The sequence below is a fragment of the Bacteriovorax sp. As-1 genome (assembly GCF_058446905.1).
Genome location: NZ_CP184341.1, coordinates 3,125,161 through 3,150,581, shown reverse-complemented (window position 1 = coordinate 3,150,581; position 25,421 = coordinate 3,125,161). Strand labels below are relative to the sequence as shown.

Sequence of the window (25,421 nt, the reverse complement as noted above, 5' to 3'; positions counted from 1 at the left end):
TTATTATATCCGGCCTTTTTGTTTAAAGGTGAATGTCTGAAATTTTTATAGGTGGGTTGCCATATCGTAGCGGACCTGACGGTACCCCTTGATATTTTCCAAAGCGCGCAGGTCTTTAAAATCCAGGGTCTTTCCAAGGATTCGCGATCTTACCTCGCCAGCAATCCTGCGCTCCTCTTTATGCCAGGCCGGAAGAGCGGCCCTTAAAAACCTCAAGTGCCTCATGGTTTTTAGCATCCATGGTTTTGGAGAGAAATCGAACTCGACCTTCTTATCACCTAAATCAAAGCTTGGGCGGTTAATGAAAACCTTCTTGTAAGATGTTCCAAGCTCTTTATAAGTCTTTTCATCCTGAAGACGTCTCATGGGTGAGACCATCATATGAGCGATGAAAACTTCGTCTTTAATAAAGTAAGTCTTCGCCAGCGTTCTTAAGGCCATGGCAAAAAGCACAGGGTCTTTATATAAAGAGCTTAGTGTTTTGACCTCATTAATAAAGTGAGAAAGCTTTGCTCCACGATCAAAGATTAAAAGATCGTGAACATAACGGGCCAGATGCTCTTCAGAAACATCAGGTGCAATTGTTTTTATTTCAGCAGTCGCTGCTTTAAAGACCGAGGCGTATTTACTACCATTAAAAAGAGAGCTCTCTTTTAATGAAGCTTCTAATAAGCTCACCATTGGCACAGCTTCCTGTGCAACTTGTAGATTCTCACCTAAAGCAAGCCTGCGCCCTAAAGTGAAGGCCATCAGGTTATTGTCCAGCTCACTCTTTTTCATCGTGCGACCAAAGGCCGCTTCAAGGTCATTTAATGAGAATGGAATTAGCCCCATCTGGAAAGCCGCTCCTAAAATCAAGGCCGAAGCGTAAACGCTTTTTCCAAGATGAGCTTCTGAAACTTCCTTCATCGGCAGAAGCTTCACGCGCTCTTTTAAAAGATCAGTCAATTTATTTGAAAGTGTGATCTCGTTAACCGGGTCTTTTAAAGTTCCGCGGTCAAGAAGAAGTGAAAGTGGAATCTGGAATTTTTGATCGAGAATCGCAATTCCCTTTTCACTTAAAAAACCTAAGTGGTGAGATCCATCTAAAAGATCTGGAGAAAGAAGAACGTCAGCTCCTCCCATCGGTGTCACCTGCGCATGAGACTTCCCTTTTTTATAAAGAGCAAGGTGGCTAGTTACGTTTCCATTTCTTTGAGCAAGGCCTTTTTGATCGACGAACTTAAAGTCGACATCATCACGTCCACCCATTGCTTTAGCAGCTTCAGCCAGCACGCGGGAAATAGTTGTCACTCCCGAACCTCCAACACCGGTTACGACTGCACGGTAATCAACACCTGCAGCGATCGTCTCTAGAGTTTTTTTCTGGATTGGCAGAGGGATATTTGCCGCTTCAAGTTTTTTTACTTCACTCTTTTTGTATTTTGTCGGGTGATAGTCAGAGACTTCTACCAACTCAAAACTTGGGCAAGCTTTAATTTTTGTACAGTAACTATCCGACACACAAATTTGTGGGTCAATTGTCACTTTCGTTCCGTAGGCATCAAAGGTTTGCGAAAGCCCCGGGCAACCTGTCATTTCAACACAAGCGCGGCAGTCTTCACAGGCATCTGTATTGATTTGATAAAAGCGCTGAATATCCAGCGTTTCATTATTGTTAAAGATTTTTCTCTCGCTTGATTTCTTTTTCCCATGAAAAGTCAGCCCGCATTCTTTATTTGAGATAATAACTTTGGTTCCTTTCTTCACCACTGTTTCGCGAAGTAGGTTTTGATAAAAGTAACGATCACTTGGATTGACTTCCATTGCCTCATTTACACCTAGGGCCTGAACCAGTCTTAACATATCTTGTGGAGGACGCTTCTTTCCTTCAACCGACTCCCCCGTTCTCGGAGTCATCTGGTGCCCCGTCATTGCCGTGTTGTCGTTATCTAAAAGAATGTAAGTAATATCGTGACCCATCTGAACCGAGTTTGAAATATCAGTGATCCCCGAATGGAAGAAAGTCGAATCTCCCATCAAGACAACTGAGGGATTGGTCGTGAATAAATCCACTCCTGCACCCAATGCCCCACCTTGTCCCATGGCCGAAAGGTTATGCATCTCTTTAAACGGCTCAAGAAATGAAAGCGAGTAACAACCAACATCTCCGTGAGAGATCAGATTGATGTTTTGTTTTTTTAAGTGACCGCGCAGATCTTTTAAAAGAGAAAGTGTTTCACGGTGAGGACATCCCGGACAAAATGTCGGAAGTCTTCTTGGCATCACTTCAGCTAAAACCACTCCGGGTTTTGACGTGTGACAGGCCCCAAGATTTAATTTATTAAAGATGGTTGAAATTTTATCCAGGACTAAATCGTAGTTTAATCCACCGTAAACCGGGAAACCTTCAACATCGTCAAAGCGTTTTCCGTAAATTTTAAGTGATAAACCGTTTCTGCTGATAAGCTCTCTTAGTTCTGTTTCTAAGAAACCTCTTTTTTCTTCAACGACAATTAACGTCTCAAGTCCTTTTAAATAAGGAACTAGTAAATCATCAATTAACGGGTATGGCGCTCCCACTTTGTAGAGAGAGAATCTCTCAAGAGCATCATTGTCATCAAGAACTTGTTTTAAAATTTCAAAAACAGCTCCACTGGTAATGAACCCTACTTTTGAAGCTGAGTTACCAAATACCTGATCTAGTTTTTTTGCTTTTAAAACATCGTAAACTTTTGGGAAACGCTCTTTGATCATCGTGATATCAGCGCGGAATGAATTCGGCGGAACCATTACGTTTTTAGCGAGGTCAAACTCAGCTGGATTTAATTCAATGAGCTCTTTATCAATTTTCTTTTCTTCACCAATAACAACTCGCCCGCCACCTTCAGCAAGAAAAGTTGTTAAAAGAACTCCCTGGTAAACAGAAGTCTCAAGAGAAATCTCTAAAGCTTTTTTCATCCAGTCTTTTAATTCTTGTGGAGTTGATGGATCTAAAAACGGAATGTGTAGATGTTTAAATAAGTAACGTGAATCGGCCGGACTAGAAGTTGAAATTGACCAAGGGTCATCTCCAACAACGACAACAACTCCTCCCTTCCCTGGGTTCGCGAAGTTACCAACAGACAGAGCATCTGAGGCCACATGAAGACCCATCGACTTCATCGCGACGAGTGCGTTCTTGTGAGCTTGTTTTGCTCCCGAGGCCATCGCAGCTGCATTGGCTTCAGAGTTGGCAATAACAACTCTAATTCCTTTTTCTTTGAATTCTTTTTTTCTTTCATAAAGTATGTTGAAGTAATCAGCTAAAGGAGATCCGGGATAGCCAGTATACAGATGGAAGCCTGCTTCCAGGGCCCCTTGAATAATAAGCTCATTCCCGTTAAGTATTTCGGTAGTCATATGTAGGATTCTCGTTAAATATTTTTATTTTCAAAAAATATCTCACAAAAATACTGGAAAGCCTATTTTGTGAGGCCCAAAAAAATCCAAGAGAAGATTTTTTGTAAAACTTAACTAGAAATACATATTCAGGACTAATGCCAGAGCAATAAGCGCTGGCAGTGCCTGGATAAAAAAGATTTTTTTGTTAGCGGAATACCCGCCGTATAAACCTGCCACGATCACACATCCAAGAAAGAAAATTTTCAAATGGAGGGCCTCATTTCCCGAAGCCAGGGCCGACCAAATAAGACCGGCCGCAAGAAAACCGTTATAAAGCCCTTGATTCGCAGCTAAAACAGCGCTTTTGTTAGCAAACTCAGTGTCATTTCTGAAGATTTTAAGCCCCAGAGGCTTGGTCCATTGGAACATCTCCAGGTAGAGGAAATAAATGTGCAAGACAGCAACTAAAATCACTGCAGTATTGGCCACTAAATTGATCATTTTCCCTCCTGAACACACGCCTTTAAAGTTTGCTAAAGCAAAAAAGCTAATGCTACTATTTTGAAACTTTTCACTCAAAATTACCAAGGAAAACATTATGTTTAAAATGATTGCTGTATACAAAGTTCCAACTGACGTTAATGCATTTGCTGACTGGTTTAAAAGCCACACAGAACTTGTAAGAAAAGTTCCTCATGTTGCAGAAGTTCGCATGAATAAAGTTTCAGGAGGCCCACGTGGAGCAAGTGATCTTCACTTAATCACAGAAGTTTGTTTTGCCAACAAAGAAGATTTCAAAGCAGCAATGGGTTCTCCAGAAAACATGGCATGTGGAAAAGACGCTTTCTCAAACTACAAAGACATTGTTTCTGTTCATTTTGCTGAAGAAGAAGTGGTGAAGTTCTAATGGAAAACATTTTATTAGAATACCCGTATAACAATCACGAGCACATTGCTCTTGTGAAGTTAAACCGTCCAAAGGTTCTAAACGCTCTTTCAACTGACTTGATGGAAGAGCTAGTCGATACCATGCTGACTCTGGATAAAAATCCAAATGTTCGCGTGATTATCTTAACTGGAAACGAGCGCGCTTTTGCCGCTGGTGCAGACATTGCCCAGATGGTAACAGCGACACCAATTGACCAAATCAACGACCAGCGCTTCCGCACATGGGAGATGTTAAAACTGATCACTAAACCTATCATCGCAGCCGTTAACGGTTTTGCTCTTGGTGGTGGATGTGAACTGGCGATGTCATGTGATTTAATCATCGCCGGTGACGACGCTAAGTTTTCTCAACCAGAAATTAAAATCGGAACAATCCCGGGAGCTGGTGGGACTCAAAGACTCACTCGCGCAATTGGGAAATCAAAAGCGATGATGATGGTTTTAACTGGTGACATGATTGATGCCCACACAGCTTGTGACTGGGGTCTAGTGGCAAAAGTTGTTCCGGCACAAACGCTTTTGCAGGAAACGTTTGAACTCGCTAAAACGATTTCAGACCGCGCCCCGGTAGCTGTCCGCCTGGCCAAAGAAGCCGTCAATAAGTCTTTTGAAATGACGTTAAAAGACGGAATGGATTTTGAGCGCAGAAACTTCTACCTGACATTCTCTTCAGGGGATCAGAAAGAAGGAATGAAAGCGTTCATGGAAAAAAGAAATCCAACTTACAAAGGGAATTAACATGAGCCAGTTTAAGTATATTAAATATTCTGAAGAAAACAGAACGGCGACGATTTCAATGAATCGTCCTGAGCTATACAACGCTCTTAACTTCGACGCTAAAATGGAAATCGTTCAAGCGATCCGTGAAGCCAATAAGAGCCCGAGTGTTTTTTCAATCATTCTGACGGGTGAAGGAAAAGCATTCTGTACAGGACAAGACCTTAACGATCGCAGTGTTCAAGTTGGAAACGGCGGAGTGGACTTAGGTTACACTCTGCAAACAGAATGGAACCCGCTGGTGACAGCGATCCGTGAATCAAAGAAAATTGTCATTGCTGCCGTTAACGGCGTTTGCGCTGGTGCTGGAATTTCTGTGGCCATCGCTTGTGACCTTATCGTGAGTAAGCCAGGAGTAAAGTTCGTTGGAGCTTTCTCTAAACTAGGCCTTGCTCCTGATGCTGGCTCAACTTACATTTTCTCGCGCGCTCTTGGCTACCAAAAGACTATGGAGTTTTTCCTTCTAGGCGAAGCTATTACGACGGATGAGCTTCACACGACAGGATTAATCAATGCTCTTAGTGATGATGTAATGGCCAAAGCAATGGAGTACTCGCAATCACTAAATAAACTCTCACCTCTTGCCTCTTCAATGATTAAAGCGAACGTTAAAGCGGCCCTTGATTCAAACTTCAGCGAATCAATGGAAAGAGAAATGCATGTTCAGCGCTTCTTAGGCAGAAGTGCAGATTACAAAGAAGGTCTGACGGCTTTCTTAGAAAAAAGACAACCAAACTTTACTGGAAACTAGGCTGAAAAAAATCTCGAGTGGAGCATTTTTACTCCGCCTGAACAAAAAAAGAGACCAAAAACGCAATTCAAGAGTTCAGCCTGGCCGCGATAACTACGCTTGAATGAAAAGATTTAAGAATTAAAAGTAAAAACTTTCATTACGAATTTTTATAGGAGAAGATTATGACCGGAAATGCTTACAGCTATTCAGCAGATGAATTAAAACTTTTTGAGGACATCAAAAACGGTAAAACGTTTGAAGCGACAGACGACATGCCAGCGTTCTACCGCAAGCACCTTCTAAACCTTATGTGGATGCAAGGTGACTCTGAGTACTCTGGTGCCCTTGGATACATGCCATGGATTGAAAAAGCTCCAACACTTCAAGAAAAAGTTATCGTTGCTCAAATGGTTAAAGACGAAATGAGACACGCAAATGTTATGTACCGCCTTTTAGACGAATTGGGACAAGACACTCTTGCTCATACTGAAGCTAAAGACCTGGGATACAAACTAGAAGAAGACCAAATCAACATTGGTTTCAAAAGACTTAAAGATGACTACCGCGTAAACATTTTCTACTACAACATCAAGCACTGGGAAGATTACATTCTTTTCAACTTCCTGATGGACAGAGCTGCTGGTCACCAGCTTCAAGACACTTTCAACTCAAGCTACCTTCCATGGAAAAAAGCGATTGAAGGAATTTACAAAGAAGAAGTTATGCACTTAGCTCACGGAGATAAGTGGATCAAGATCCTGGCAAAAGACCCGGCAAAAAAAGAATTCCTACAAGAAAGACTAAATCTTTGGTGGCCAAGAGTTATGAACGTTTTTGGAAACACTCAAGGTCAGACAAATGATCTTTACGTTCGCCTTGGACTAAAACAAAGAACAAACCAGGAAGTTCGTACAGCTTTCCTAAAAGAAATCCAGGAGCTTTGTGACGAAGCCGGATTAGTTGTTCCAACTTATAAAGAAGAAGATCAACCACAAAGAGACCCTAAAAAAGCATAAGTAAAAAATGGATATTAAAAACGTTATCGTTATTGGAACAGGAACTATGGGGCAAGGAATTGCCCAGTGGTTCCTGCAACAAAACACCACTGTTGAAATGGTGGATGCAAATTACGAATTCGCTCAAAAAAGTATGGGCCGAATTCATGAAAGCCTGGACTCTTTAGTCGCCAAAGGAAAGCTTGAAGCTGGCCTTGTGTCTGACTTAAAGAAAAAACTTTCAGTTAAAAAACTTGAAGAGATCAATCCTAAAGCGGACCTGGTGATAGAGGCCATCATCGAAGATAAAGAGATCAAAAAGGATCTTTTTAAAAAGCTCGATGATCTCATGGATAAAAACACCGTCCTTGCTTCCAATACGTCCTCATTTCCAATTACAGAAATGGCCAAGGACCTAAGTAATGAGAGGCAAAAAAAGTTTTTAGGGCTTCACTTCTTTAATCCGGCAACAATCATGAAACTGGTAGAAGTGATCAACGGACTGGAAACAGACCGCTCTCTTTCACAAGACATTCTGAATTGGTTTAACAGCAATGGAAAAGTCGCTTGTCTTTGTGGTGATGCCCCTGGGTTTATCGTTAACCGCGTGGCCCGCAACTTTTACGGCGAATCTCTAAGAGCTGTCGGTCACTACGATTTTGAAAAAATCAAAGAAGTCGACACTGTAATGAGAGAAGTTGGTGGATTTAAGATGGGACCATTTGAACTAATGGACTTAATCGGAATCGACGTCAACTTGAGTGTAACCGAATCTGTTTACCGTGCGTTTTTTGATGAACCACGTTTTAAACCTCACCGCCTGCAAAAAGAAATGGTGGATGGAAAGCGTTTTGGTAGAAAAACGAAAAAAGGGTTTTATATTTATGAATAAAGAAAACACCCTGGTGGTGATTGAAAACAATCATCCGCTTTACGCCACGATTAGTAAGAATTTTGCAACCAGATCAGTTGAAGATGCTTTAAGCAGCTATGAGACTTATGAGCTGGTGATTGACCTCTCTCCTCTTCGCACGAAAAACAAAGTTCTTTTCTTAAAAGAGCTGGTGCGCACGACAAAAGCTGAAGTCATTTCTGATTTAAGCTTAACGTGGCCGGAGATGGTTTTAAATAACTGCCCAAAAATCTCTGGTGCTGTTTCTCTTCTTTTTTTCTCGCCAACTGAAAAAGTTGAAACTTTCGCTAAGACTCCAGCTGCTCAAAAACATATTGATGATTTTCTAACAGTGATTGGAAAAGGTGGAGTTAATCACCAAAACTTAAAAGTGGGCTTTCACTACCCTCGTGCTATTTCGATGATCATTAACGAAGCCTATTTTGCTCTTGAAGAAAACCTGGCCTCACCAAAAGATATCGATCTGGCCATGAAGTTTGGTGTGAACTACCCTCTCGGCCCCATTGAATGGGGAGATAAAATCGGACTTAAATACGTCGTGGACCTTTTAAATGAACTTCATGAGATCACTGAGGATTCACGCTACCGCGTTTCACGCGAATTAAAAATTAAAGGAAATTATCTATGAAAAGAACATTTATTGTTCACGCCAAAAGAACAGCGATTGGAAAACTAAACGGTAAACTCTCAACAGCAAGAGTGGATGATCTACTTGCTCACGTTTTTACTGATATCAAAAATACAATTAACTTCGACCCGGCCCTAATCGACGACGTCATCGTTGGTTGTGCTAACCAGTCCGGAGAAGACAACAGAAACGTGGCCCGCATGGCAGTGATTCTTTCAGGTCTTCCCCTAGCTGTACCGGGAACGACCGTTAACCGTCTTTGTGGGTCATCACTTGATGCTCTCATTGACGGATACGCGCGCATCCAGGCCGGCATCGCTGATTGTTTAATCATCGGTGGAGCTGAGAGCATGACTCGTGCTCCTTACGTTCTTTCAAAAGCAGGAGATGCTTTTGGGCGCGACCAAAAAATGTTTGATACGACTTTAGGGTGGAGATTTCAAAACCCTAAAATGGAAAAGATGTTTCCACTTTTTACAATGGGAGAAACTGCAGAAGAAGTCGCTAACCTTTACAAGATTTCCCGCGAAGAGCAAGATCAGTTTGCGGTCAACTCTCACAAAAAAGCGGCTGCGGCATGGGAGCGTGGAGATTTTAACGACGAGATCATTCCTTACACTGTGGAAATGAAAAAAGAATCATTCGTTTTCAGCAAAGATGAATGTGTGCGTAGTGACACGACAATGGAAGCTCTGGCAAAACTAAAACCAGTGTTTAGAAAAGAAGGATCAGTGACTGCTGGAAACTCAAGCCCGATGAATGACGGGGCTTCAGGACTTCTACTAGTCAGTGAAGACTTCATGAAAAAACACAACCTGACTCCAATGATGGAAGTAACAGGTGCGGCCACTCGTGGAGTTCATCCAAATACAATGGGACTTGGTCCAATTGAAGCAGTTAAAACTCTACTTACTAGATACAACAAAAAAATTACTGACTTCGATGCTATCGAACTTAACGAAGCTTTCGCCGCTCAGGCCCTTGGTTGTATCAAAGGTCTGGAGCTTGATCCAAGTAAAGTTAACATTAACGGTGGGGCGATCGCTATCGGTCATGCTCTGGGAAGTTCAGGAACAAGAATTGTGACCACTCTTGCTCACCAGATGAAGAAAAATAAAAATATTAAAGAAGGCCTTGCCTCGATGTGTATTGGTGTCGGCCAAGGGATCGCAGTAAGCTTTAAAAACTGTTAGGACATTTATGAAAGCATTACTCCTTTCTCTTTTTATCACAGGGAGCGCCTTTGCCGAAATCGCTCCTCCGCATATTGGACCAGAAGGTGGACGTTTTAATAACATTCACGCGCTAAAAATCGAGCGCATGATCCAAAATAAAATCGCAGAAGAAAAAGATGCAGCGGCAAGCGAAGAAGACAGAAAACTTGAAATGCTTCTTGCCGTTGGAAAAAGAGCAAGTCAGTGGATCACAAAAGTTAACACTGCAAGAACGCCAGAGACAAAGCTTGATCTTTCAAGCCCGTCAAAAACTGGTGGGATTCCTATAACAGAGCCACAAAAAAGCAGCACTGACATCATGATGAAGCGCTATGAAGACTTCTTAAAGTCGACAAGCCCACTTATTACTGATGTGGTGACAAGCTCAAGAGAACTTCCCGTTAACCCGCCGGTTGATGATGCTGAATTTGTAAAATCTCTTCGCGTCCTTGATCGCATTTATCAATCAACGATCAGATGGGCCGGGGCTCGCCAGTGGTTGTCGTGGTATATGAATAAGGCCATCTATGACATCAGAGGTTTCTTATTCCTACAAAAGACCCCGAACCTGGAAGAGACACTTAAGTCATACCCAAATATGATAGTTGAAGATCAAGCGAAATTTACTGGTTGGTTACTCGGACTTTGCCGCAACGGTGATTTCAATCCAGCAGATTGTAAAACTGAACTGCAAAAGTATACAAAGAGAAACACTCTTTTTGAATTTTACAACAGGTTCAGCAAATATGGTCAAAGTATGTACGACCTGAACTTTAAGATCAGGGCCACTCGTCCAGAAATGTATTGGAACGCTAATAAAACTCAACTAATCGCTCCTTTTCAAACTCCTGAGAGAACAGATGTTCAAATGTGGTTAAAAGAAAATGTTGAAGATGAGTGGAAAGGTGAAAGCTTTAACCTGGTTATTAACTACAAAAAATCGACAGAAGATATTCCACGAATTCAGTTTAAAGAAGGAGTAACTGCCAATGTAAATGGAATTGGTGGAAACTTAATTACAATGGAAGCGGAATATCCAATTGAGAGCAAAGACCAAAAATGGACAATCCGTCACGAGTACGGTCACGTTTTAGGATATCAAGACTGCTATCTTGAATTCTACGATGTTAATGAAAAGGCCATGGTTTACTACGAAATTGATGTCGACAATTTAATGTGCTCTCGCAATGGACACTTAAATGCAAGTCATATTGAACAACTACAAAAAGCTTATAAATAACCTGCACAAGGAAAACAGTTATGGAAATTAAACTATTTATCAACGGACAATTTAAAGATTCATCTGACAAGATCATCAAAACATCTTTTGATCCTTCTAACGGAGCAGAAGTTGCAAAATACCACGTGCCATCAATAAAAGACATTGAAGAAGCTGTTCAAGCGGCCAACAATGCTTTCTATAACCCTGCATGGAAAAACATGTCACAGGACGAGCGCGCTGATTTACTTTTAAAGATCTCTGAAAAGATCAAAGAAAGAGCAAAAGAAATCGTCGATGTAGAAGTGAGAGACTCAGGCTCAACACTAAGAAAAGCAAAAGCTGACGTTCATAACACTTCGGCCTTCTTTAAAGTCATGAGTAAAGTGGCCAGAGAGCTAAAGCTTTCAGTAAAAGACGAAGCTGCTTCTCGCGCAGGATTTTCAATTAACTCTCGCGAATTCGCTCCAATCGGTGTGTGCGCGCAGATCATTCCATGGAACTTTCCGCTAGTCATGGCAGGATGGAAAATTGGACCAATCCTCGCAACGGGATGTACAACAGTTCTAAAATCTGCAGAAGAAACTCCGGCAAGTGCGGCGATCTTAGCTGAAATCATCAGAGATGCAGGAGTTCCTGCTGGTGTTGTTAATATCGTTACAGGTGGAGCTGACGTTGGTCGCGCTCTAATCTCTCACCCACTGGTTAAAAAAGTGGCCTTCACAGGTTCAACTCAAGTTGGAAAAGAAATTCTAAAAAATACTGCTGGTGGTGTTCTAAATGCCACTATGGAGCTCGGTGGAAAATCAGCAAACATCGTTTTAAATGATGCTGATCTCTCGATCGCTGTCGATGGCGCTCTCTACGCTTTCCTATACCACTCTGGACAAGCTTGTGACTCGGGAACAAGACTTCTTGTTCAAGAAGGAATTTATCCTGAATTCATGGAGAAATTCCTGGCGCGTATTAAAGACGTAAAGGTTGCACCAACAACTGATCCCAACGCTGGTTATGGGCCGGTTGTGAGTGAAAAACAAATGAAGACGATTTTAGGCTTCATTGAAAAAACAAAATCAGAAGATGGAAAACTGCTTGCTGGTGGTAACCGCAAAACAGACGGCGAATTCGCTAAAGGATTCTTTATCGAGCCAACTGCTTTTGAAATCACTCCAAAACACACTATCTTCCAGGAAGAAATTTTTGGACCAGTTGTTGGGATTACAAAATTTAAAACGGAAGAAGAAGCTGTGGCCCTGGCTAACAACTCTAAGTACGGTCTAGCAGGTGCCGTTTGGTCAAAAGACGCAGACAAAGCTCACAAGCTTGCAAGCCAGCTTGAAGCAGGAACTGTGTGGATCAACGAGTACCACCTTCTAAACCCAGGTATGCCATTTGGCGGATTCAAAGAATCTGGAATCGGCAGAGAAATGGGGCCGGAAGGAATCATGAGTTATCTGGAAGTCCGCCATGTGTGGGAGTCTGACTGTAACGAGCGTGAAAAGAAGGTTTGGTTAGATGCAATTTTTTAAAATCCTCATTACTACACTTTTTTTAATGTCGGGGGCCATGGCCTCCGACTTAAAAAGCACGATTGAAGCAAAAGAGCTGGGAAGCTGTGAGACTCAGAACCTAATGTACACGGCGATGAAGTTTTACAAAATTCCACTCAATGAAAAATACGACAATACATATGACATCTATTTGAGAGTGATTCTCTTCTTTAATCAAGACAGCACTCTTTCTCTTCGTTCGACCACTCAGGCGCTTATTGCCTGCCAGACATCGAGTTCAGGTGAAGAGCTTTGTAGTTTTAAACCTCTTCTGGATCAATGGCTAAAAGGCCTTTATACGGCCGATGAAGCTATTCATGTCCCTCTTTTAGGCGACATTGCCTTTACTAACCCGGCCAACATCAACCGCGGTTTTACGCTGACATTTAAAAAGGATTTTATCTATCCACAACTTGAAGGACAAAGCTTTCCAGGTGGGATGGTGAGTGTAAACTTTAATCAGGATGGGAAAAACGTTCTGAATATTTGTAAGTGAGTTAAAAATGACAAAACCAATTGATCTCTATGCTATGGCCTTCCAAGATAGAAGCGACAGAGTGAGATGGCTTCTGGAAGAAATGAATGTTCCTTACACGAATCACTTCCTAAAGAAAAAAGAAGGCGAAATGAATACGCCTGAATACCGTAAACTAAACCCAATGGGACGCGTGCCAACAATTGTTGATGGCGACATCGTTCTTCACGAATCAGCGGCAATTTGTCTTTATTTAGCTGACCGTTACAGCTACGGAATACTCGCTCCAAAAATGGACGATGTAAAACTTCGTGCTGAATACACTAAATGGATGGTTTTTTCTGTAGGGTCACTAGAAGCTGTTGTTGCCCGCATGTTTACACACGTGAACACTCCTGAAGAATCGGCAGTAACTTATAAATATGTCAAAGAGCAGTCTGATTTTTTTAGACTGGTCTTAAACCCAATCTTAGAAAAACAAGATTATATTTTAGAAAGTGGATTCTCTGCTGCCGATATCATGCTTGCTGCCGTTATCCCGGGAGCTCATGATTACCTGGTAAAAGGAAATCCTCCTCTTGAGCGCTACATGGAACGTATGAAGGCCCGTCCAGCGGCCATTAAGGTAAAAGTATTCGAATGAAATTAAGATACACTCTCGTTCTCGCCCTTTGTTTATATTCGGCCGTCTCTTGCAGTTCCAGTGAAAAATATAAAATCACTGATCACTATGACGGCAATACATTTAGAAATGAAACCCCGATTACTCCACGTGGTTTTCTGGATCTTCTTAAGTGGAAGCTAAGCTTTAAAACCGAAAGCTGGCCGGCCAAACTTGAAACCGAATTCCCCAAGGCAATCCCTGCTGATAAATCGACAGAAAAAATGATTGTGACTTTTGTCACTCATGCTTCATTTTTAATTCAGCTTGATGGACTCAATATTCTGACTGACCCGGTTTGGAGCAGCCGCACTTCACCTTTTAGTTTTTTAGGACCTAAAGGCGTGCATGCCCCGGGAATTGATTTTGAAAAACTTCCAAAAATCAATGTTGTTTTAATCTCTCATAATCACTACGATCACATGGATGCAAAAACAATCCACGACCTGGATGAAAAATTCGCTCCTCTTTTTTTAGTTCCTCTGGCCAACAAAGAAAAAGTGAAATCTTTTGGTGCCAGAAACGTTGAAGAGTTTGACTGGTGGGAAACGAAACAGATTGGCCAGGATGTAAAAGTCACTCTTACTCCAGCTCAACACTGGTCGAGCAGAACTCCTTTTGACCGGATGAAGGCCCTGTGGGGAAGTTATTATATCCAGGGGACAAAAGAGAAAATCTACTTTGCCGGCGACACCGGCTATGGCCCTCACTTTCTTGAAATCAACAAAAAACTGGGCGCTCCGGATGTCTCTCTACTGCCGATTGGCGCTTATGAACCGAGATGGTTTATGAAAGATATGCATATGAATCCGGAAGATGCGGTCCTCGCCCATCTTGACCTTCAGTCAAAATTTTCCATTGGAATGCATTTTGGTACGTTTCAACTTACAGACGAAGCGATTGACACTCCCAAAAAAGACCTGGAAATGGCGCTGGACAAACACAAGCTCAATAACTTTAAGACTCTAAATCCTGGGCAGAAACTAGAATTCTAGTGGATGGCCCAGCATTTAAGGTTATCATTTTCAAAGAATCCCATCTCGCCAGAGTATGAGGCCACGTCAAACTTGACGTATTTTGCTTTTAAATGATCACTTGAAATAAGTTTGCTTTCTGATGTGTACTGGTGCCCGCCAAGAGAAATCTTGATTCCATTTCCTGTTAATGTTCCCTGGTATCCTAAAAAAGGGAGATTCTTAACGTCTCTGGCATTTTTTAAACAGCTAAGTTTGCCAGTTGAACTTTGAGCAAATCCATAAATGCGAATATCATCACCAGATGTTTTGAAAATCTTCACTCTTACGCGAAGGCCATTACAAAAATTAATATCAGAATCGGCCAGGACTTTTTTGACAACTTCTTTTTCGCCCAGGTCTTTTTGCATAACTTCATCAATACATGTCTCTTCATTGATTGGTCTTACTGTTTCAAAGGCCTTCTTAGTTGAAAGAGAATCAACAATTCCCATTGAAGAAGGTTCAGAAATTGTCTCCTTTTTCCCGCAAGAGAAAATAAGAGAGCTAACCATTAATGCCAGGATCATGTTTGTTTTCATAATTCACCCTTTGAAGATGAGCGAATTATAGTAAATTTATGGGGTCACAGGGGGAAATTGTAATTTTTATAGGTTGAAATACAAAAAAAAAGGCCCGCCATACTGGCGAGCCTCTTTATGATTCTTAGGAATCCAGCTTGGGATCAACCTAAAAGTTTTAGTGCAGCTTGACCTTGAGAGTTCGCTTGAGAAAGAACCGAAGTACCAGCTGAAGTTAAGATGTTCATCTTAGTGTTCTTAGCTGATTCTGCAGCGAAATCTGTATCTCTGATACGAGAGTTAGCAGCAGATAGGTTTTCAGAAGATGTCTGAAGGTTATTAATTGTTGATGTCAGACGGTTCTGAATCGCACCAAGTTCAGCTCTTTGTCCCGATACGTTTTGGATCGCCATATCGATTTTAGCAAGAGATGACTGAGCAGATTCTTTAGATCCAACAGTTAGTTCAGAAACTCCAAGAGCGTCTAGACCAGCGTTTTGTTTAGCTGCATCGTACTTGATTCTATCTTGGAAATCATCGTTGTTGATACCAACTTGGAAATCAAACTTATCTCCAGATCCGTTAAGAAGTTTCTTACCGTTGAACTCAGTAACCTGAGAGATTCTTTCCATCTCTTGCTTTAGGTTTTGATATTCAAGATCTGTATATTTTCTTTCTGTATCACCTACTGTATCAGAAGCTGATTGAACAGCTAGTTCGCGAAGACGAACAAGGATGTTCGAAGTTTCATTCAGACCACCTTCTGCAGTTTGAATCATTGAGATACCATCGTTAGCGTTTCTTTCCGCTTGGTTGACACCTCTAATTTGTGCTTTTAATTTTTCAGAGATCGCTAGACCTGCAGCATCGTCTGCAGACTTAACAATTCTTGAACCTGACGACAACTTCCCAAGCGTGTTAGCTTGTTCAGTGTTGTTTGCTGACAATGTTCTTTGAGCAGCAAGCGAAGTAACGTTCGTGTTAATACGTAAACCCATGAGATCCTCCCTGTAGTTTCGGTCGTCCCTCCTTGGTCTTGAAGTGCCTTTGCGGCCTGTACTTCAACGAACATACTGTTCAACTGAATGTGGTATTCAAGCGTCGTCACCATGACTCAGCCTTTGATTGATGAACATTTCGGCTAGCCTTCCGGAAGCTTTAATCTTTTTTTGAAATTTTTTATTTTTTCCACTGGTGGGTTTTAGTCAGGTATAATCCCTACTTATTATGCAAAATTAGGCCAGAATTTACTTATCTCTTTATAGCAAAAAGACGAAAAGTTCAGGTATGGAAGCCAATAAAAAGCAGCTTGTAATTATTCCTCCAATGTCAGAAGCCTTAAAGAAACTTAACGAGGTTCTTGAGGGTATTTCTACTGACGAAAATATCGAGATCACACTCATTGACGATCTCAAAGAGCTTTCGCAATTTATTGCGACAACTGGTCAGTGTTTGATTCTTGCTTCCAACGCTAAAAAATGTGCAACTTTCCTTCAAGATAACCGCTTCACTCTGGCAAAAAACCACTGTAAGACGATTCTCTTTACACCTAAAGAAATTCCGACGAAGACCATGGTAAAACTCGCGAAGATTGGTCTGACGGAAAGTATTCTGGAGAGCTCTCCCCCAAAGACATTCCTGTACAAAGTAAAACTGCTTCTGCGCTCGATTAAAACAACTAAGCCTCAAGATGAAGGCGACAAGCTGGTTAAGTCGCTGGACGTAGCTGCAAAGGCGCAGGAAGAGCTTCAGGAGAAAGAGGTCAGAGAAAAAACTGAGGTTGAAGAAAATGTTATCGACATGGACATGGGGAAAAAGAAAAAGACCGATGTTCAAGACGACGATGCGTTTGACTACAGCAATCCCCTGAAAGGAAAAATCAAACCCCAGGAAGAAAACTTAGACACTCACTGGAAATCAAACCGCAAAAAAGACATCACTGCAGAAAGCGCAGAGGAAGAAGGAAACATGGCCGCTGAGTCTGAACAGACCAGCATTGACATGTACTACCGCGGAAAACAAAAAAAGTCAGATACTCTTCCCGTAGAAGAAGAGGAAGAAAGGAAAAAAACTTCTGCAGCTCTTCCAGAAGAGGAAGAAGAAAAGAGACGCAAAAGCTCATACGCTGACGTTATTGACGAAGGCTCAATGAAGCAAAAACGCTTCGATCAACCAGAAGAAGAGGAAATCAAAAAAGATAAAGTTGAACTGGTTGACCTCGACCTGGTTGAGAGCAAAAAGAAAAAAGATCAACGCCAAAATACTGAAGAAGAAACCATTCCTCTCTTCAACCGCGACAAGAGAATAAATATCGAGCCTGAGGCCAAAGAAAAAGAACGCGAAGATAATGCGGTAGAAGACCTGGGCGGTTACCTGAAAGGGAAAATCTCTCAAATTGAAGAAGAAGAGGAACCGGAAATCACTGCGACTCAGGAGCAGATTTACGACAACTCTGAAAAAGGCGAAAGAGATCCTCAGACCCAACTGGAACTTGAGGCCGCTGACGTCAAAAGAGATAATCGTAAAAATGACGAAGAAGCTGATGAGCACGATCCACATGAAGGCGAAGTTGATAAAATCGACGGCAACATGATTGGAGATGCCAGCACTGTGGATAAAATCCGCACGCTCATGGAAGGAAAATCAAGCGGCGATGACCTAGCTCCTACCGAAGAAGAAGATTCGCTGGATCTTTTTGCCAAAAAGAAACCTGAGAAAGAAAAAGAAGAGCAAGAAAGAGAAGAGCATACATCTCTTGATCTTGAGAAAAATAAAAAAGAAAAAGAAGCCGCCAAAGCTAAGGAAGTTGAAGAAGAACTGGAAATGGTTCAAAAGGCCGCCAAGCTTGCACCTGTCTTAGAAAGGAAAGAAAGAGAAAAGAGTGATCTTCCATTAGAAGAAGAAAAAGAGCGCTCTCGCCTCTCTCCTATTGAAAAGCTAGAAAGTATTCGTGAGCGCCGTGAAGCGGAAGCTAAACGTGAAGAAGAGAAAAAAGGCCAGGCCAGAGAAAATACGAATCTCGACCTGGAAAAATCAAAAAACCAGACCCACACTGGTCAGGTAGAAAAAATCGACACCTTCTATAGAAGTGGCGAAGCCAGTAAGAAAAAAGACCAAAACTGGGATAACCTGACAGACAAAAACACCACTTTAGACCTTATCCCTGGCAAAGGGAAAAAAGGAGACAATGCAACTCAGGCAAAAGAAAGCAACGACCTGGGTGAAATGACCATCGATTATAGGAAGCTTAAAGAAGAGTTCGATATGATCGCGATGGGAGAAAATGTTACTGATAGCGGTGCTATCAGATCAAATGGTGAAAATAAACTTAAAAACGATGATGATGAAGGCTCTTTTAAAGTTGTTGAAATCGACCCAAAAAGCTTGGACTTCTCTATCTCTATCATTAATAGCATTTATCAAAAAGACACAAAAGCTAAACAGATTTTTGCGATGCTGGCAATGGAGCTTCTGGAAAACTATCATGCCTATCCAGTTTTCTATACTTATAAACTTTCAGACAAAAAATTTAGTGAATCTTATAACTCGTTTTTAGAAGTATCTGGCGATAAGATGCCTGCGGATAAAAAAGAATGGTGGCTTGAGAAGAAAAAAGACACGGCCCTCTTTGAGCACTTCCAGGAAAAATCGATGAATACCTGGAGATGCCCGGAGATCATTCAGAACAATGAAGTCTGGGAGGACGTAGAGCTTCCAACCTGGGCCGAAAATGAGCTGAAGACAAAATATGTGGAACTGGCCTTCCCTTATTTTGACGGGCTCGACCGCATGGGACTGGCCGTGGTCTTTTTCCCAGAGGGAATTGACCCTAAAAAGGCAAATGCTGCTTTAGTTGTTTTAGAAATGGCCCGTACTCTCTTCTTAGATACGATCCAGCGCTACCAGGTCCAACCTGTGCGCGCAGTAGATCCGGTGAAAGAAGAAGCGCCTAAGACAGAAGAAAAGAAAAATGTGCTGAGTTTCTTCTCAGGATTATTCGGAAAGAAAAAGGCAGGATAAAAAATGAAAACCGAATACGATTTTTTTATTATTGATAAAGAGCATTTAAAGGATAAGAAAACTTTTCCTTTTCAGCTTTATATCTTTAATCCTGCTCATAAAAAATTCTCGATGTTCTTAAATGGAAATCGCCCGATGACAAAAGAGCACAATGATTTCCTGGACTACATTTTAGAGCGCGGTGGAAAACTGGCGATTCTAAAAAATCAAAGAAAAACTTTTTTAACCGCTCAGGAAACCAATGCGTCTGAAATTCCTTCTTTAAAAGAAAGAGAGCTCCATCCATTGGAAAAAGAGCGCTTAATGAATATCAAACTCAAAGAGATGTATGAAGAAAAGCGCGGAGCTTTTTCACTGCAGACTGAGTTTGAAATGGCCTGTCAGACAGATAACTTCGAAGCGATTATCGAAAATGCCCGCATGGAAATTCTCACTTTCAGTGTGACCATGTCACCTACTGTGTCTCTCGCTGTTCATTTGGCCAAGGCACACCTGGAAAAAGACAACTTCACTAACCGTATCGTTGCTGTCTCTTACCTCCTGGCAAAAAACTGCAACATTGTTGATCAGGACGCCTTAGCTGATATCATCTGCGGAGCTTACTTCGCCCATATCGGACTAACCCAAACGCCTCTGACGATTGCCAGAACTCCGTACTTATCTCTACCAGAAAAAGAAAGAACACTTTTTCAAAAGCATACTATTTTAGGCCACCATCTTATTAAGAAAAGCCAGATCGATTTAAGTGAGAGATGTAAAAAAATTATTCTCGATCACCACGAAAGAGCGGCCGGCGGCGGATATCCTTCAATGAAGTATGGCGAACAAATTGAAATGCTCTCGCAGATCGTGGGTGCAGTGTCGCATTTGTTTGAGTACTCAAGCGGGAAAATTACTGGTGGAAAACAATCAATGAAGGCCATTCTCATTGCGATGAAATCAAAATCCTATATGCAAGGATTAGAATTTGATTTTGGAGAAAAGGTTTTTCAGTCTATAATTACACTAATTAATACCGATAAAATTGAAACAAAAGAAGATCATACTGAGTTAAAAAAAGCTGCTTAAGTTTTTTATTTTGAGGAGTATCGAAAATGGCTTTAAAAGCGGACATTAAAATTCTAGTTGTCGACGACATGTCAACAATGAGAAAGATTATCAAGAACATGCTTGGGCAGATTGGTTTCACCAATATTACTGAAGCAGACGACGGTGCAACAGCGTGGCCGATGATGGAAAATGCCATTAAAGAAGGAGCTCCTTACGAATTCATCGTTTCTGACTGGAACATGCCTCAGATGTCTGGGCTGGACCTACTTAAAAAAGTAAGAGCGACTCCAGGTCTAGAAAAACTTCCATTCCTGATGATTACAGCGGAAGCAGAACAAGGAAACGTTGTTATTGCGGTCAAGGCCGGGGTAAGTAACTTCATTGTTAAGCCTTTCTCTGCTCAGGTTCTAAAAGAAAAAATTGATAAAATTTTTAAATAAAAAAAAGAAGTAATATATGTCAATGTTAAACGATCCTTCAATGAAGGAAATCATTATCGATTTTTGCAAAGAGGCCGAAGATCTCTTCGATCAACTTGAGCAGTCGCTGGAAATCTTGGAGGAAAACCCTTCAAAAACGGCACAACTCGAGCAGTTCGGACAAATTATCGATAGAATCATGGGAGCTGCGAAGTCTATCGGAGCCTCAGAGATTGCAACTTTTTGCGAGCTGGGAAAAACGATCGGTTATAAATCTTCACAGATTAACGATATCCCGCTGATTGAAGTGGTCGTGGCCATTTTATTCGACACTCTTCACCTTCTAAGAAAGATGATTACGGCCTTAAAAGTCGGCAACGACAGCTCTATGGCCAATCTTAACACTAAAGCCTTTGTCACTCGCTTAACCTGGCTGTCGGCCAAGTTTAAGGACATCGAGAGATCATCCGTGGCCATTGATAAGAAAAGCAATCTTTCTCAAGCTTCTATCGATGATTTAATGAAAAGTTTAGGACTATAATTGGAGACTCTATATGACAGGCGATTCTAACTTTATTGACTTCTCTCGCCCATTTGTTGATGCTTGTAAAAATATCTTCTCAACAATGGTTCACTGTACTCTTGAGGCCAAGAAACCCACTATAAAATCAGACAATGAATCGCGTGGAGATGTCACTGCGGTGATTGGTTTATCTGGTGACCTGGAAAAAGGCGGAAAAACCACTCCTTATAAAGCGATGCTGGTTATCTCTTTCCCATACGAGACCTACTTTAAGGTCGGAAGTGCTATGTTGGGCGAAACTTATACTTCCTACCACCCTGACATTCATGACCTGGGCGGAGAGATTGTTAATATGATAATGGGGAACGCTAAGAGAGACCTTAAAACTCTGGGCTACACTTCAAATATGGCCATTCCTTCAATGATCGAAGGTAAGGGTCATACGATTAAGTACCCCTCAGGAACGACAGTAGTCTTGATTCCTTTTGATTCAAACCTCGGTCCTCTTTACATGGAACTTTGTTACGCTACGGAATCTTAATTCACATTAAAATCGGAACTCTTTGAATGGAAGGTCACTTTTACCTCTCCATTCATTGAGGCTGATATCCAGGTGATCAAAGCGCTCAATAACCTTTCCTTCTTCCGCCTCTTCTTTTTCTTTCACATCGACTCTGGCAAACGTTAGCCTTGCTCCGTAAAAGTTCTTTCCGAAATCCAGGTTGTACATTTTAGTCCATGTTCCAGTATTGATAAAAACAGAACCGTCATCGTATTCCCTGAAAATCGGATCGTGGGTGTGTCCTACAATCAGGGCATGAACGTCCGGGTTGGTTGTCACGTAATCTTCGGTTAAGACCTCATAGTTTTGAAACAGGATGATCTCTTTTTTAACATGCTCCAGGACTTCAAAAATCCCTTTGTTCTGCTTGAAGATCATGACGAATCTTACCATGAGAAAATAGAAAATATTGGCGAAGCCAAAGCGCAGAGTGTAGAGCGAGTCGTAAATAATCCCATTGATCATAAACTTATTAATCGGGCGGACGGCATTGATATAGTCTCTGCCCTCTTTAAATTTATTAATCACTCTCGTTACGTAGTATGAACCCCAAGGTGGGATAAAATACTTTTTTCCCTCCACATCAGCGACGATGTTATTTTTAACATCGTAATGATGGGCCAGTTCATACTCGTGCCCGTGTTTTAAAACCACTCCTTCTTCAGGAATATAGACTTCATCTGCATTGAGTAGGATTTTAAATTTGCTTTGGTCTTCTTTTGGAAACTGATCTACTAAGTATTCTCTTAGCGACTCAAAAATGAGTTCAGCATCATGATTCCCCAAAATGTAAACCAAACGGTTATTGGGAAAGGTCAGGAAATTTCTTAAAGCATCAAAGACACCTGGGTGGGCGCTAATGATCATCTTTAATTTATCCAGGGCCGCTTGCTCACTCCAAAACTCGTCATCAAAATAAGGGACAAAAGGAACTGCGAGAAGATCAAGAAAATCGCCGTTGATAATCAATTCAACTTCGCGCTCCTGATAGTGCATACTTCCATGGTATTCGATAAACTCAATCAACTCTTTATCGTAATGAAAATCTTCAAGAAAGTTTTTTCTTTTGTTTACTATCAGCCCTGCACCTAAGTGTAGATCCGAAATGACTAGAATAGTTTTTTTAATATTATTTTTTTGGAGGAATTTCATACGTTTTATTTCCAACAATTAATTCTACTTCTTGAAATGCAGGAGAAAGAGGAACAAAATGCAGAATGTCCCCTTTTTTTAATTTCACCACTGCTCTTTGGAATTTTTCCGGATCAATCGAAACAATACTGGCATTGGTTTGCTTATTAATTGTGAGTTTTCCAATCAAACGAACCAGTGTTTTGTTTTCAATAATCACTTCCATAGAGTTTTTAAATTTCTCCGGAGAGATCACTCTGAAACGATCATCATAAGCACTCACTAAAAAACCATCCAGCGACTCAATCGCCAGGGCACTGTGAAACTGGAGACATAAAAATAAGGCCAGGATACCTTTTAACATGAAAAACCTCATATCAATATTTTAGCAAATCTCTAGCACTTCTCCAGTGAGGGAAAAAGATTACCAGAGCATACTGCTCCACCTTGTTTTCTTTTTTTAACAAGAACCGAAAACTATCCGATAAGTCCTCTATGTTGGACTTCTTCAAAAAATCAAAACCAGTAGACCTAAAAACCAGAAGAGAGAGCTTTTTTAAGGCCCTTTTAACAGACGGTAATCACCGTTGGATTGCGGAAGACCGCATGATCAGAAGAGGCATGGCCATTTTAGTGAATGCCCTTTCTGACAAGCACCTGGCCTTTTTTGAAAAACACCCGACTTACTTTATCCCCTGCCAGGCCCACTTAAGCTGTGCTATCGGTAGAACGCAAAACCATCACCTGATCTTGGTTTTTCCAGAGCTGATGCAGATTTTAAGATCTGCAAGCTCCATGCATGGAGTGGCGATTCTCGCTCACGAATTAGGACATATTTATTATCAACACACAGAAAATAAAGTGGAAACTCTTCAGGCGCAAATTGAAGCCGATGACTTTGCCTTTCAATTAGGTTTTGGCGAAGAACTGCAGGAAATCCTCCTCGACCATGCAAGCAGTGTTGACTGCCGAGTGAGAATTTCCAAACTGACTTCTAAGCTTATTACGCAAAAAAATCAAAGTAGATAAAAAACTAATCCCGCAACAAATGTTGGAATCAAGGCCGCTTTAAAAAGTCCAAGCGGTTTAAAGCTTTTTCCAGGGCAATAAGCACGAAGAAGCGCAAATCCTGCAGGGTTAGGAGCATTTGCAATAATCGTCAATCCCCCACCGGCAACAGCAGCAGCAACGACTAAGTACTTAGATGAATCACTTAAATTGGCCACCTGAGAGGCCAGTGATGTGATGGCAGCGTTGTCAGTAACTGGTGCCAGGGCCATCGTTCCCAAAAAGAGCTGCAGATTTTCAATAGAACTTAAAATGGGCTTTAACCACCAGCCTTGTTTTGCTGTAAGGATAACTAATCCCCCGAGGAAAAAACCTACGAGCATACTTTCTTCAATGCGAACTTCAGACTGCTCTTCTTTAGTGATTCCGTAAAAGCCCAGGAAAAAAATAAAAAGCCCTAAGACAAAGGCCGGATGGTGAACTGACATCACACATAGAGTGATAAAAACTAAGTGCACGATCATCATCCATGCCGGAGATCTTTTAGCTGGAGCGTGTGCGACACCTGAGACTTTTTTAATTGATGTCAGGATTTCTTTATTCATCAATGTGACAATCGCCGTATTAATCGCCGCGGCCACAACAGCTTTCCATCCGAAGTTCATAAACATGTAAGGTGTATCCCAATTCCACACGCGCGCCACCATTAGTACGGGAGGTGCAGCGAAATGAGTAAGTGTTCCACCAATTGAAATATTTACAAAGAGAACGGCAAGAGTTGAGTAGAATAATCTTCCAGTGATTCTTCCCGAAAGAGGCTTAAACACTGAGCGCTTCAATAAGAGGGCTGCAATTGTCATTGCTGCCGGCTCAGTAATGAGTGAACCTAAAAGTGGCCCGATAAATAAAATCGTTGCAAAAATTCTCATCCCCGCTGGCAGCGGAAGGGCCCGTGAGATCCCGCTAATAATCATCTCCGCAAAATCCGTCACAGGTTTTGATGAGGCCAAAATCATAATAACAAAAACAAAAGCGACTTCAGAGAAATTAAGTTCATCCATCCAATGAAGTCCGGCCGAAAAGCCATCCATCACCATCAAGGCAAATAAAAAGATCGCGGCCCAAATCCCGAAAACAATTTCAGGCTCTCCCGCAAAGTGTAAAAAGCGCGACCATGAAGGTCGCGAAGTTTTATAATAATCAGAAAGTGCTAAAATTTTCCCTGCACGCAGGGACTGAATCAGGGCACAGGCAAAACATATCGTGGCAATTATACCAATAGCGGTCATTTCCATAGGACATCCTCACTAATTAAACATTATCAGTTTTAAACAAAAAATGTATTAATTACTTTCGGAGGGGAACGAGCTTTGATTCTTTTAGTGAAGCATTTTTTATAGTGAACGATCAGAGGAATTTCCAGGCGCACAACTGGCCCGAAAATAAGTGAATAAGAAAAATCAGTTGGAAAAAGCAGCGCGCTGTCGAGAACGACGCGCTTTTTAGACTCTGAAGAGTGGTGTTGTCCGAATATAAAAGGCACCACACTCTCTTGAGAGCGTTTCATTACCGGTGATTCTGGTAAAAGTTCTGCCTGAAGTTGAGGCGCCTGAAGAATAAATAGGGCTAAAAAGATTCCCAGGAGGGCAGAAAAAAAGTAAGAATTACGATTTACTGTCACCTGAGAATGATAGCACA

The 25,421-nt window shown here is 41.5% G+C and carries 26 protein-coding genes; 18 read left to right on the top strand and 8 right to left on the bottom strand.

Going from position 1 to position 25,421, the window contains the following annotated elements; all coding sequences use genetic code 11:
• Positions 1–45 precede the first annotated feature (45 nt).
• Positions 46–3,381: a 2-oxoacid:acceptor oxidoreductase family protein gene (locus tag ACN20O_RS16070; RefSeq protein WP_491635070.1), complete on the bottom strand. Its 3,336-nt coding sequence runs from the start codon at positions 3,379–3,381 to the stop codon at positions 46–48.
• Between the two features lie 114 nt (positions 3,382–3,495).
• Positions 3,496–3,861 (bottom strand): DUF1304 domain-containing protein, encoded by a 366-nt coding sequence (locus ACN20O_RS16065; RefSeq protein WP_491639295.1) that lies wholly within the window; start codon positions 3,859–3,861, stop codon positions 3,496–3,498.
• Positions 3,862–3,961: 100 nt separating this feature from the next.
• Here ACN20O_RS16065 and ACN20O_RS16060 point away from each other — a divergent pair, with 100 nt between their 5' ends.
• The 12 genes from ACN20O_RS16060 to ACN20O_RS16005 all read left to right on the top strand — a co-directional run bounded on the left by ACN20O_RS16060 (position 3,962) and on the right by ACN20O_RS16005 (position 14,471).
• A complete protein-coding gene (locus ACN20O_RS16060) occupies positions 3,962–4,270 on the top strand; it encodes an EthD family reductase (RefSeq protein ID WP_491635068.1) in 309 nt (102 codons plus the stop codon).
• Complete coding sequence (locus ACN20O_RS16055) at positions 4,270–5,049, top strand: enoyl-CoA hydratase-related protein (protein ID WP_491635066.1); 780 nt, start codon at positions 4,270–4,272, stop codon at positions 5,047–5,049. The genes ACN20O_RS16060 and ACN20O_RS16055 overlap by 1 nt, the downstream gene beginning before the upstream one ends.
• Before the next feature lies 1 nt (position 5,050).
• Positions 5,051–5,839: an enoyl-CoA hydratase/isomerase family protein gene (locus tag ACN20O_RS16050; protein WP_491635064.1), complete on the top strand. Its 789-nt coding sequence runs from the start codon at positions 5,051–5,053 to the stop codon at positions 5,837–5,839.
• Between the two features lie 164 nt (positions 5,840–6,003).
• Positions 6,004–6,837 carry a 1,2-phenylacetyl-CoA epoxidase subunit PaaC gene (locus tag ACN20O_RS16045; RefSeq protein WP_491635062.1) on the top strand — a complete coding sequence of 278 codons (834 nt, stop codon included), beginning with the start codon at positions 6,004–6,006 and terminating at the stop codon, positions 6,835–6,837.
• A 7-nt stretch (positions 6,838–6,844) separates the two neighbouring features.
• Positions 6,845–7,708: a 3-hydroxyacyl-CoA dehydrogenase NAD-binding domain-containing protein gene (locus ACN20O_RS16040; RefSeq protein ID WP_491635060.1), complete on the top strand. Its 864-nt coding sequence runs from the start codon at positions 6,845–6,847 to the stop codon at positions 7,706–7,708.
• Entirely contained in the window at positions 7,701–8,357 is a 657-nt protein-coding gene (locus ACN20O_RS16035) for a 3-hydroxyacyl-CoA dehydrogenase family protein (RefSeq protein ID WP_491635057.1), read from the top strand. Before ACN20O_RS16040 ends, ACN20O_RS16035 begins: the two co-directional genes overlap by 8 nt.
• Positions 8,354–9,550, top strand: coding sequence for a thiolase family protein (locus tag ACN20O_RS16030; RefSeq protein WP_491635055.1), 1,197 nt, complete (start codon positions 8,354–8,356; stop codon positions 9,548–9,550). Before ACN20O_RS16035 ends, ACN20O_RS16030 begins: the two co-directional genes overlap by 4 nt.
• A gap of 7 nt (positions 9,551–9,557) precedes the next feature.
• Positions 9,558–10,811 (top strand): hypothetical protein, encoded by a 1,254-nt coding sequence (locus ACN20O_RS16025; RefSeq protein WP_491635053.1) that lies wholly within the window; start codon positions 9,558–9,560, stop codon positions 10,809–10,811.
• A 20-nt stretch (positions 10,812–10,831) separates the two neighbouring features.
• Positions 10,832–12,319 (top strand): aldehyde dehydrogenase family protein, encoded by a 1,488-nt coding sequence (locus tag ACN20O_RS16020; protein WP_491635051.1) that lies wholly within the window; start codon positions 10,832–10,834, stop codon positions 12,317–12,319.
• Positions 12,306–12,836, top strand: a complete 531-nt coding sequence (locus ACN20O_RS16015; protein WP_491635049.1) for a hypothetical protein — start codon at positions 12,306–12,308, stop codon at positions 12,834–12,836. Before ACN20O_RS16020 ends, ACN20O_RS16015 begins: the two co-directional genes overlap by 14 nt.
• A gap of 7 nt (positions 12,837–12,843) precedes the next feature.
• Positions 12,844–13,458 carry a glutathione S-transferase family protein gene (locus ACN20O_RS16010; protein WP_491635047.1) on the top strand — a complete coding sequence of 205 codons (615 nt, stop codon included), beginning with the start codon at positions 12,844–12,846 and terminating at the stop codon, positions 13,456–13,458.
• A complete protein-coding gene (locus tag ACN20O_RS16005) occupies positions 13,455–14,471 on the top strand; it encodes an MBL fold metallo-hydrolase (RefSeq protein WP_491635045.1) in 1,017 nt (338 codons plus the stop codon). The genes ACN20O_RS16010 and ACN20O_RS16005 overlap by 4 nt, the downstream gene beginning before the upstream one ends.
• Here the strand turns inward: ACN20O_RS16005 and ACN20O_RS16000 are convergent.
• Together ACN20O_RS16000 and ACN20O_RS15995 are read right to left on the bottom strand one after the other, a co-directional pair.
• Positions 14,468–15,031 carry a hypothetical protein gene (locus tag ACN20O_RS16000; RefSeq protein ID WP_491635043.1) on the bottom strand — a complete coding sequence of 188 codons (564 nt, stop codon included), beginning with the start codon at positions 15,029–15,031 and terminating at the stop codon, positions 14,468–14,470. The genes ACN20O_RS16005 and ACN20O_RS16000 overlap by 4 nt on opposite strands.
• A 143-nt stretch (positions 15,032–15,174) precedes the next feature.
• Entirely contained in the window at positions 15,175–16,008 is an 834-nt protein-coding gene (locus ACN20O_RS15995; protein WP_491635041.1) for a flagellin N-terminal helical domain-containing protein, read from the bottom strand.
• 289 nt (positions 16,009–16,297) lie between these two features.
• Here ACN20O_RS15995 and ACN20O_RS15990 point away from each other — a divergent pair, with 289 nt between their 5' ends.
• Genes ACN20O_RS15990 through ACN20O_RS15970 form a run of 5 tightly spaced genes read left to right on the top strand, consistent with a single transcriptional unit; the run spans position 16,298 to position 21,563 of the window.
• On the top strand, positions 16,298–19,030 hold the full coding sequence (locus ACN20O_RS15990; protein WP_491635039.1) for a hypothetical protein: 2,733 nt from the start codon (positions 16,298–16,300) through the stop codon (positions 19,028–19,030).
• 3 nt (positions 19,031–19,033) lie between these two features.
• On the top strand, positions 19,034–20,098 hold the full coding sequence (locus ACN20O_RS15985) for an HD-GYP domain-containing protein (protein WP_491635036.1): 1,065 nt from the start codon (positions 19,034–19,036) through the stop codon (positions 20,096–20,098).
• Between the two features lie 26 nt (positions 20,099–20,124).
• Positions 20,125–20,520 carry a response regulator gene (locus tag ACN20O_RS15980; protein WP_102243351.1) on the top strand — a complete coding sequence of 132 codons (396 nt, stop codon included), beginning with the start codon at positions 20,125–20,127 and terminating at the stop codon, positions 20,518–20,520.
• Positions 20,521–20,536: 16 nt separating this feature from the next.
• Entirely contained in the window at positions 20,537–21,040 is a 504-nt protein-coding gene (locus ACN20O_RS15975) for an Hpt domain-containing protein (protein ID WP_491635033.1), read from the top strand.
• Positions 21,041–21,053: 13 nt separating this feature from the next.
• Entirely contained in the window at positions 21,054–21,563 is a 510-nt protein-coding gene (locus tag ACN20O_RS15970) for a chemotaxis protein CheX (protein WP_491635031.1), read from the top strand.
• A gap of 6 nt (positions 21,564–21,569) precedes the next feature.
• Here the strand turns inward: ACN20O_RS15970 and ACN20O_RS15965 are convergent, their stop codons facing one another.
• Positions 21,570–22,736, bottom strand: coding sequence for a metallophosphoesterase (locus tag ACN20O_RS15965; protein WP_491635029.1), 1,167 nt, complete (start codon positions 22,734–22,736; stop codon positions 21,570–21,572).
• Positions 22,714–23,079 (bottom strand): hypothetical protein, encoded by a 366-nt coding sequence (locus tag ACN20O_RS15960; protein WP_491635027.1) that lies wholly within the window; start codon positions 23,077–23,079, stop codon positions 22,714–22,716. Before ACN20O_RS15960 ends, ACN20O_RS15965 begins: the two co-directional genes overlap by 23 nt.
• Positions 23,080–23,210: 131 nt before the next feature.
• Here ACN20O_RS15960 and ACN20O_RS15955 point away from each other — a divergent pair, with 131 nt between their 5' ends.
• A complete protein-coding gene (locus tag ACN20O_RS15955) occupies positions 23,211–23,744 on the top strand; it encodes a M48 family metalloprotease (RefSeq protein WP_491635025.1) in 534 nt (177 codons plus the stop codon).
• Here ACN20O_RS15955 and ACN20O_RS15950 read toward each other — a convergent pair.
• On the bottom strand, positions 23,732–25,018 hold the full coding sequence (locus tag ACN20O_RS15950; RefSeq protein WP_491635023.1) for a putative Na+/H+ antiporter: 1,287 nt from the start codon (positions 25,016–25,018) through the stop codon (positions 23,732–23,734). The two genes, ACN20O_RS15955 and ACN20O_RS15950, sit on opposite strands and share 13 nt — an antisense overlap.
• Positions 25,019–25,050: 32 nt before the next feature.
• Positions 25,051–25,404, bottom strand: coding sequence for a hypothetical protein (locus tag ACN20O_RS15945; protein ID WP_491635021.1), 354 nt, complete (start codon positions 25,402–25,404; stop codon positions 25,051–25,053).
• Positions 25,405–25,421 lie beyond the last annotated feature (17 nt).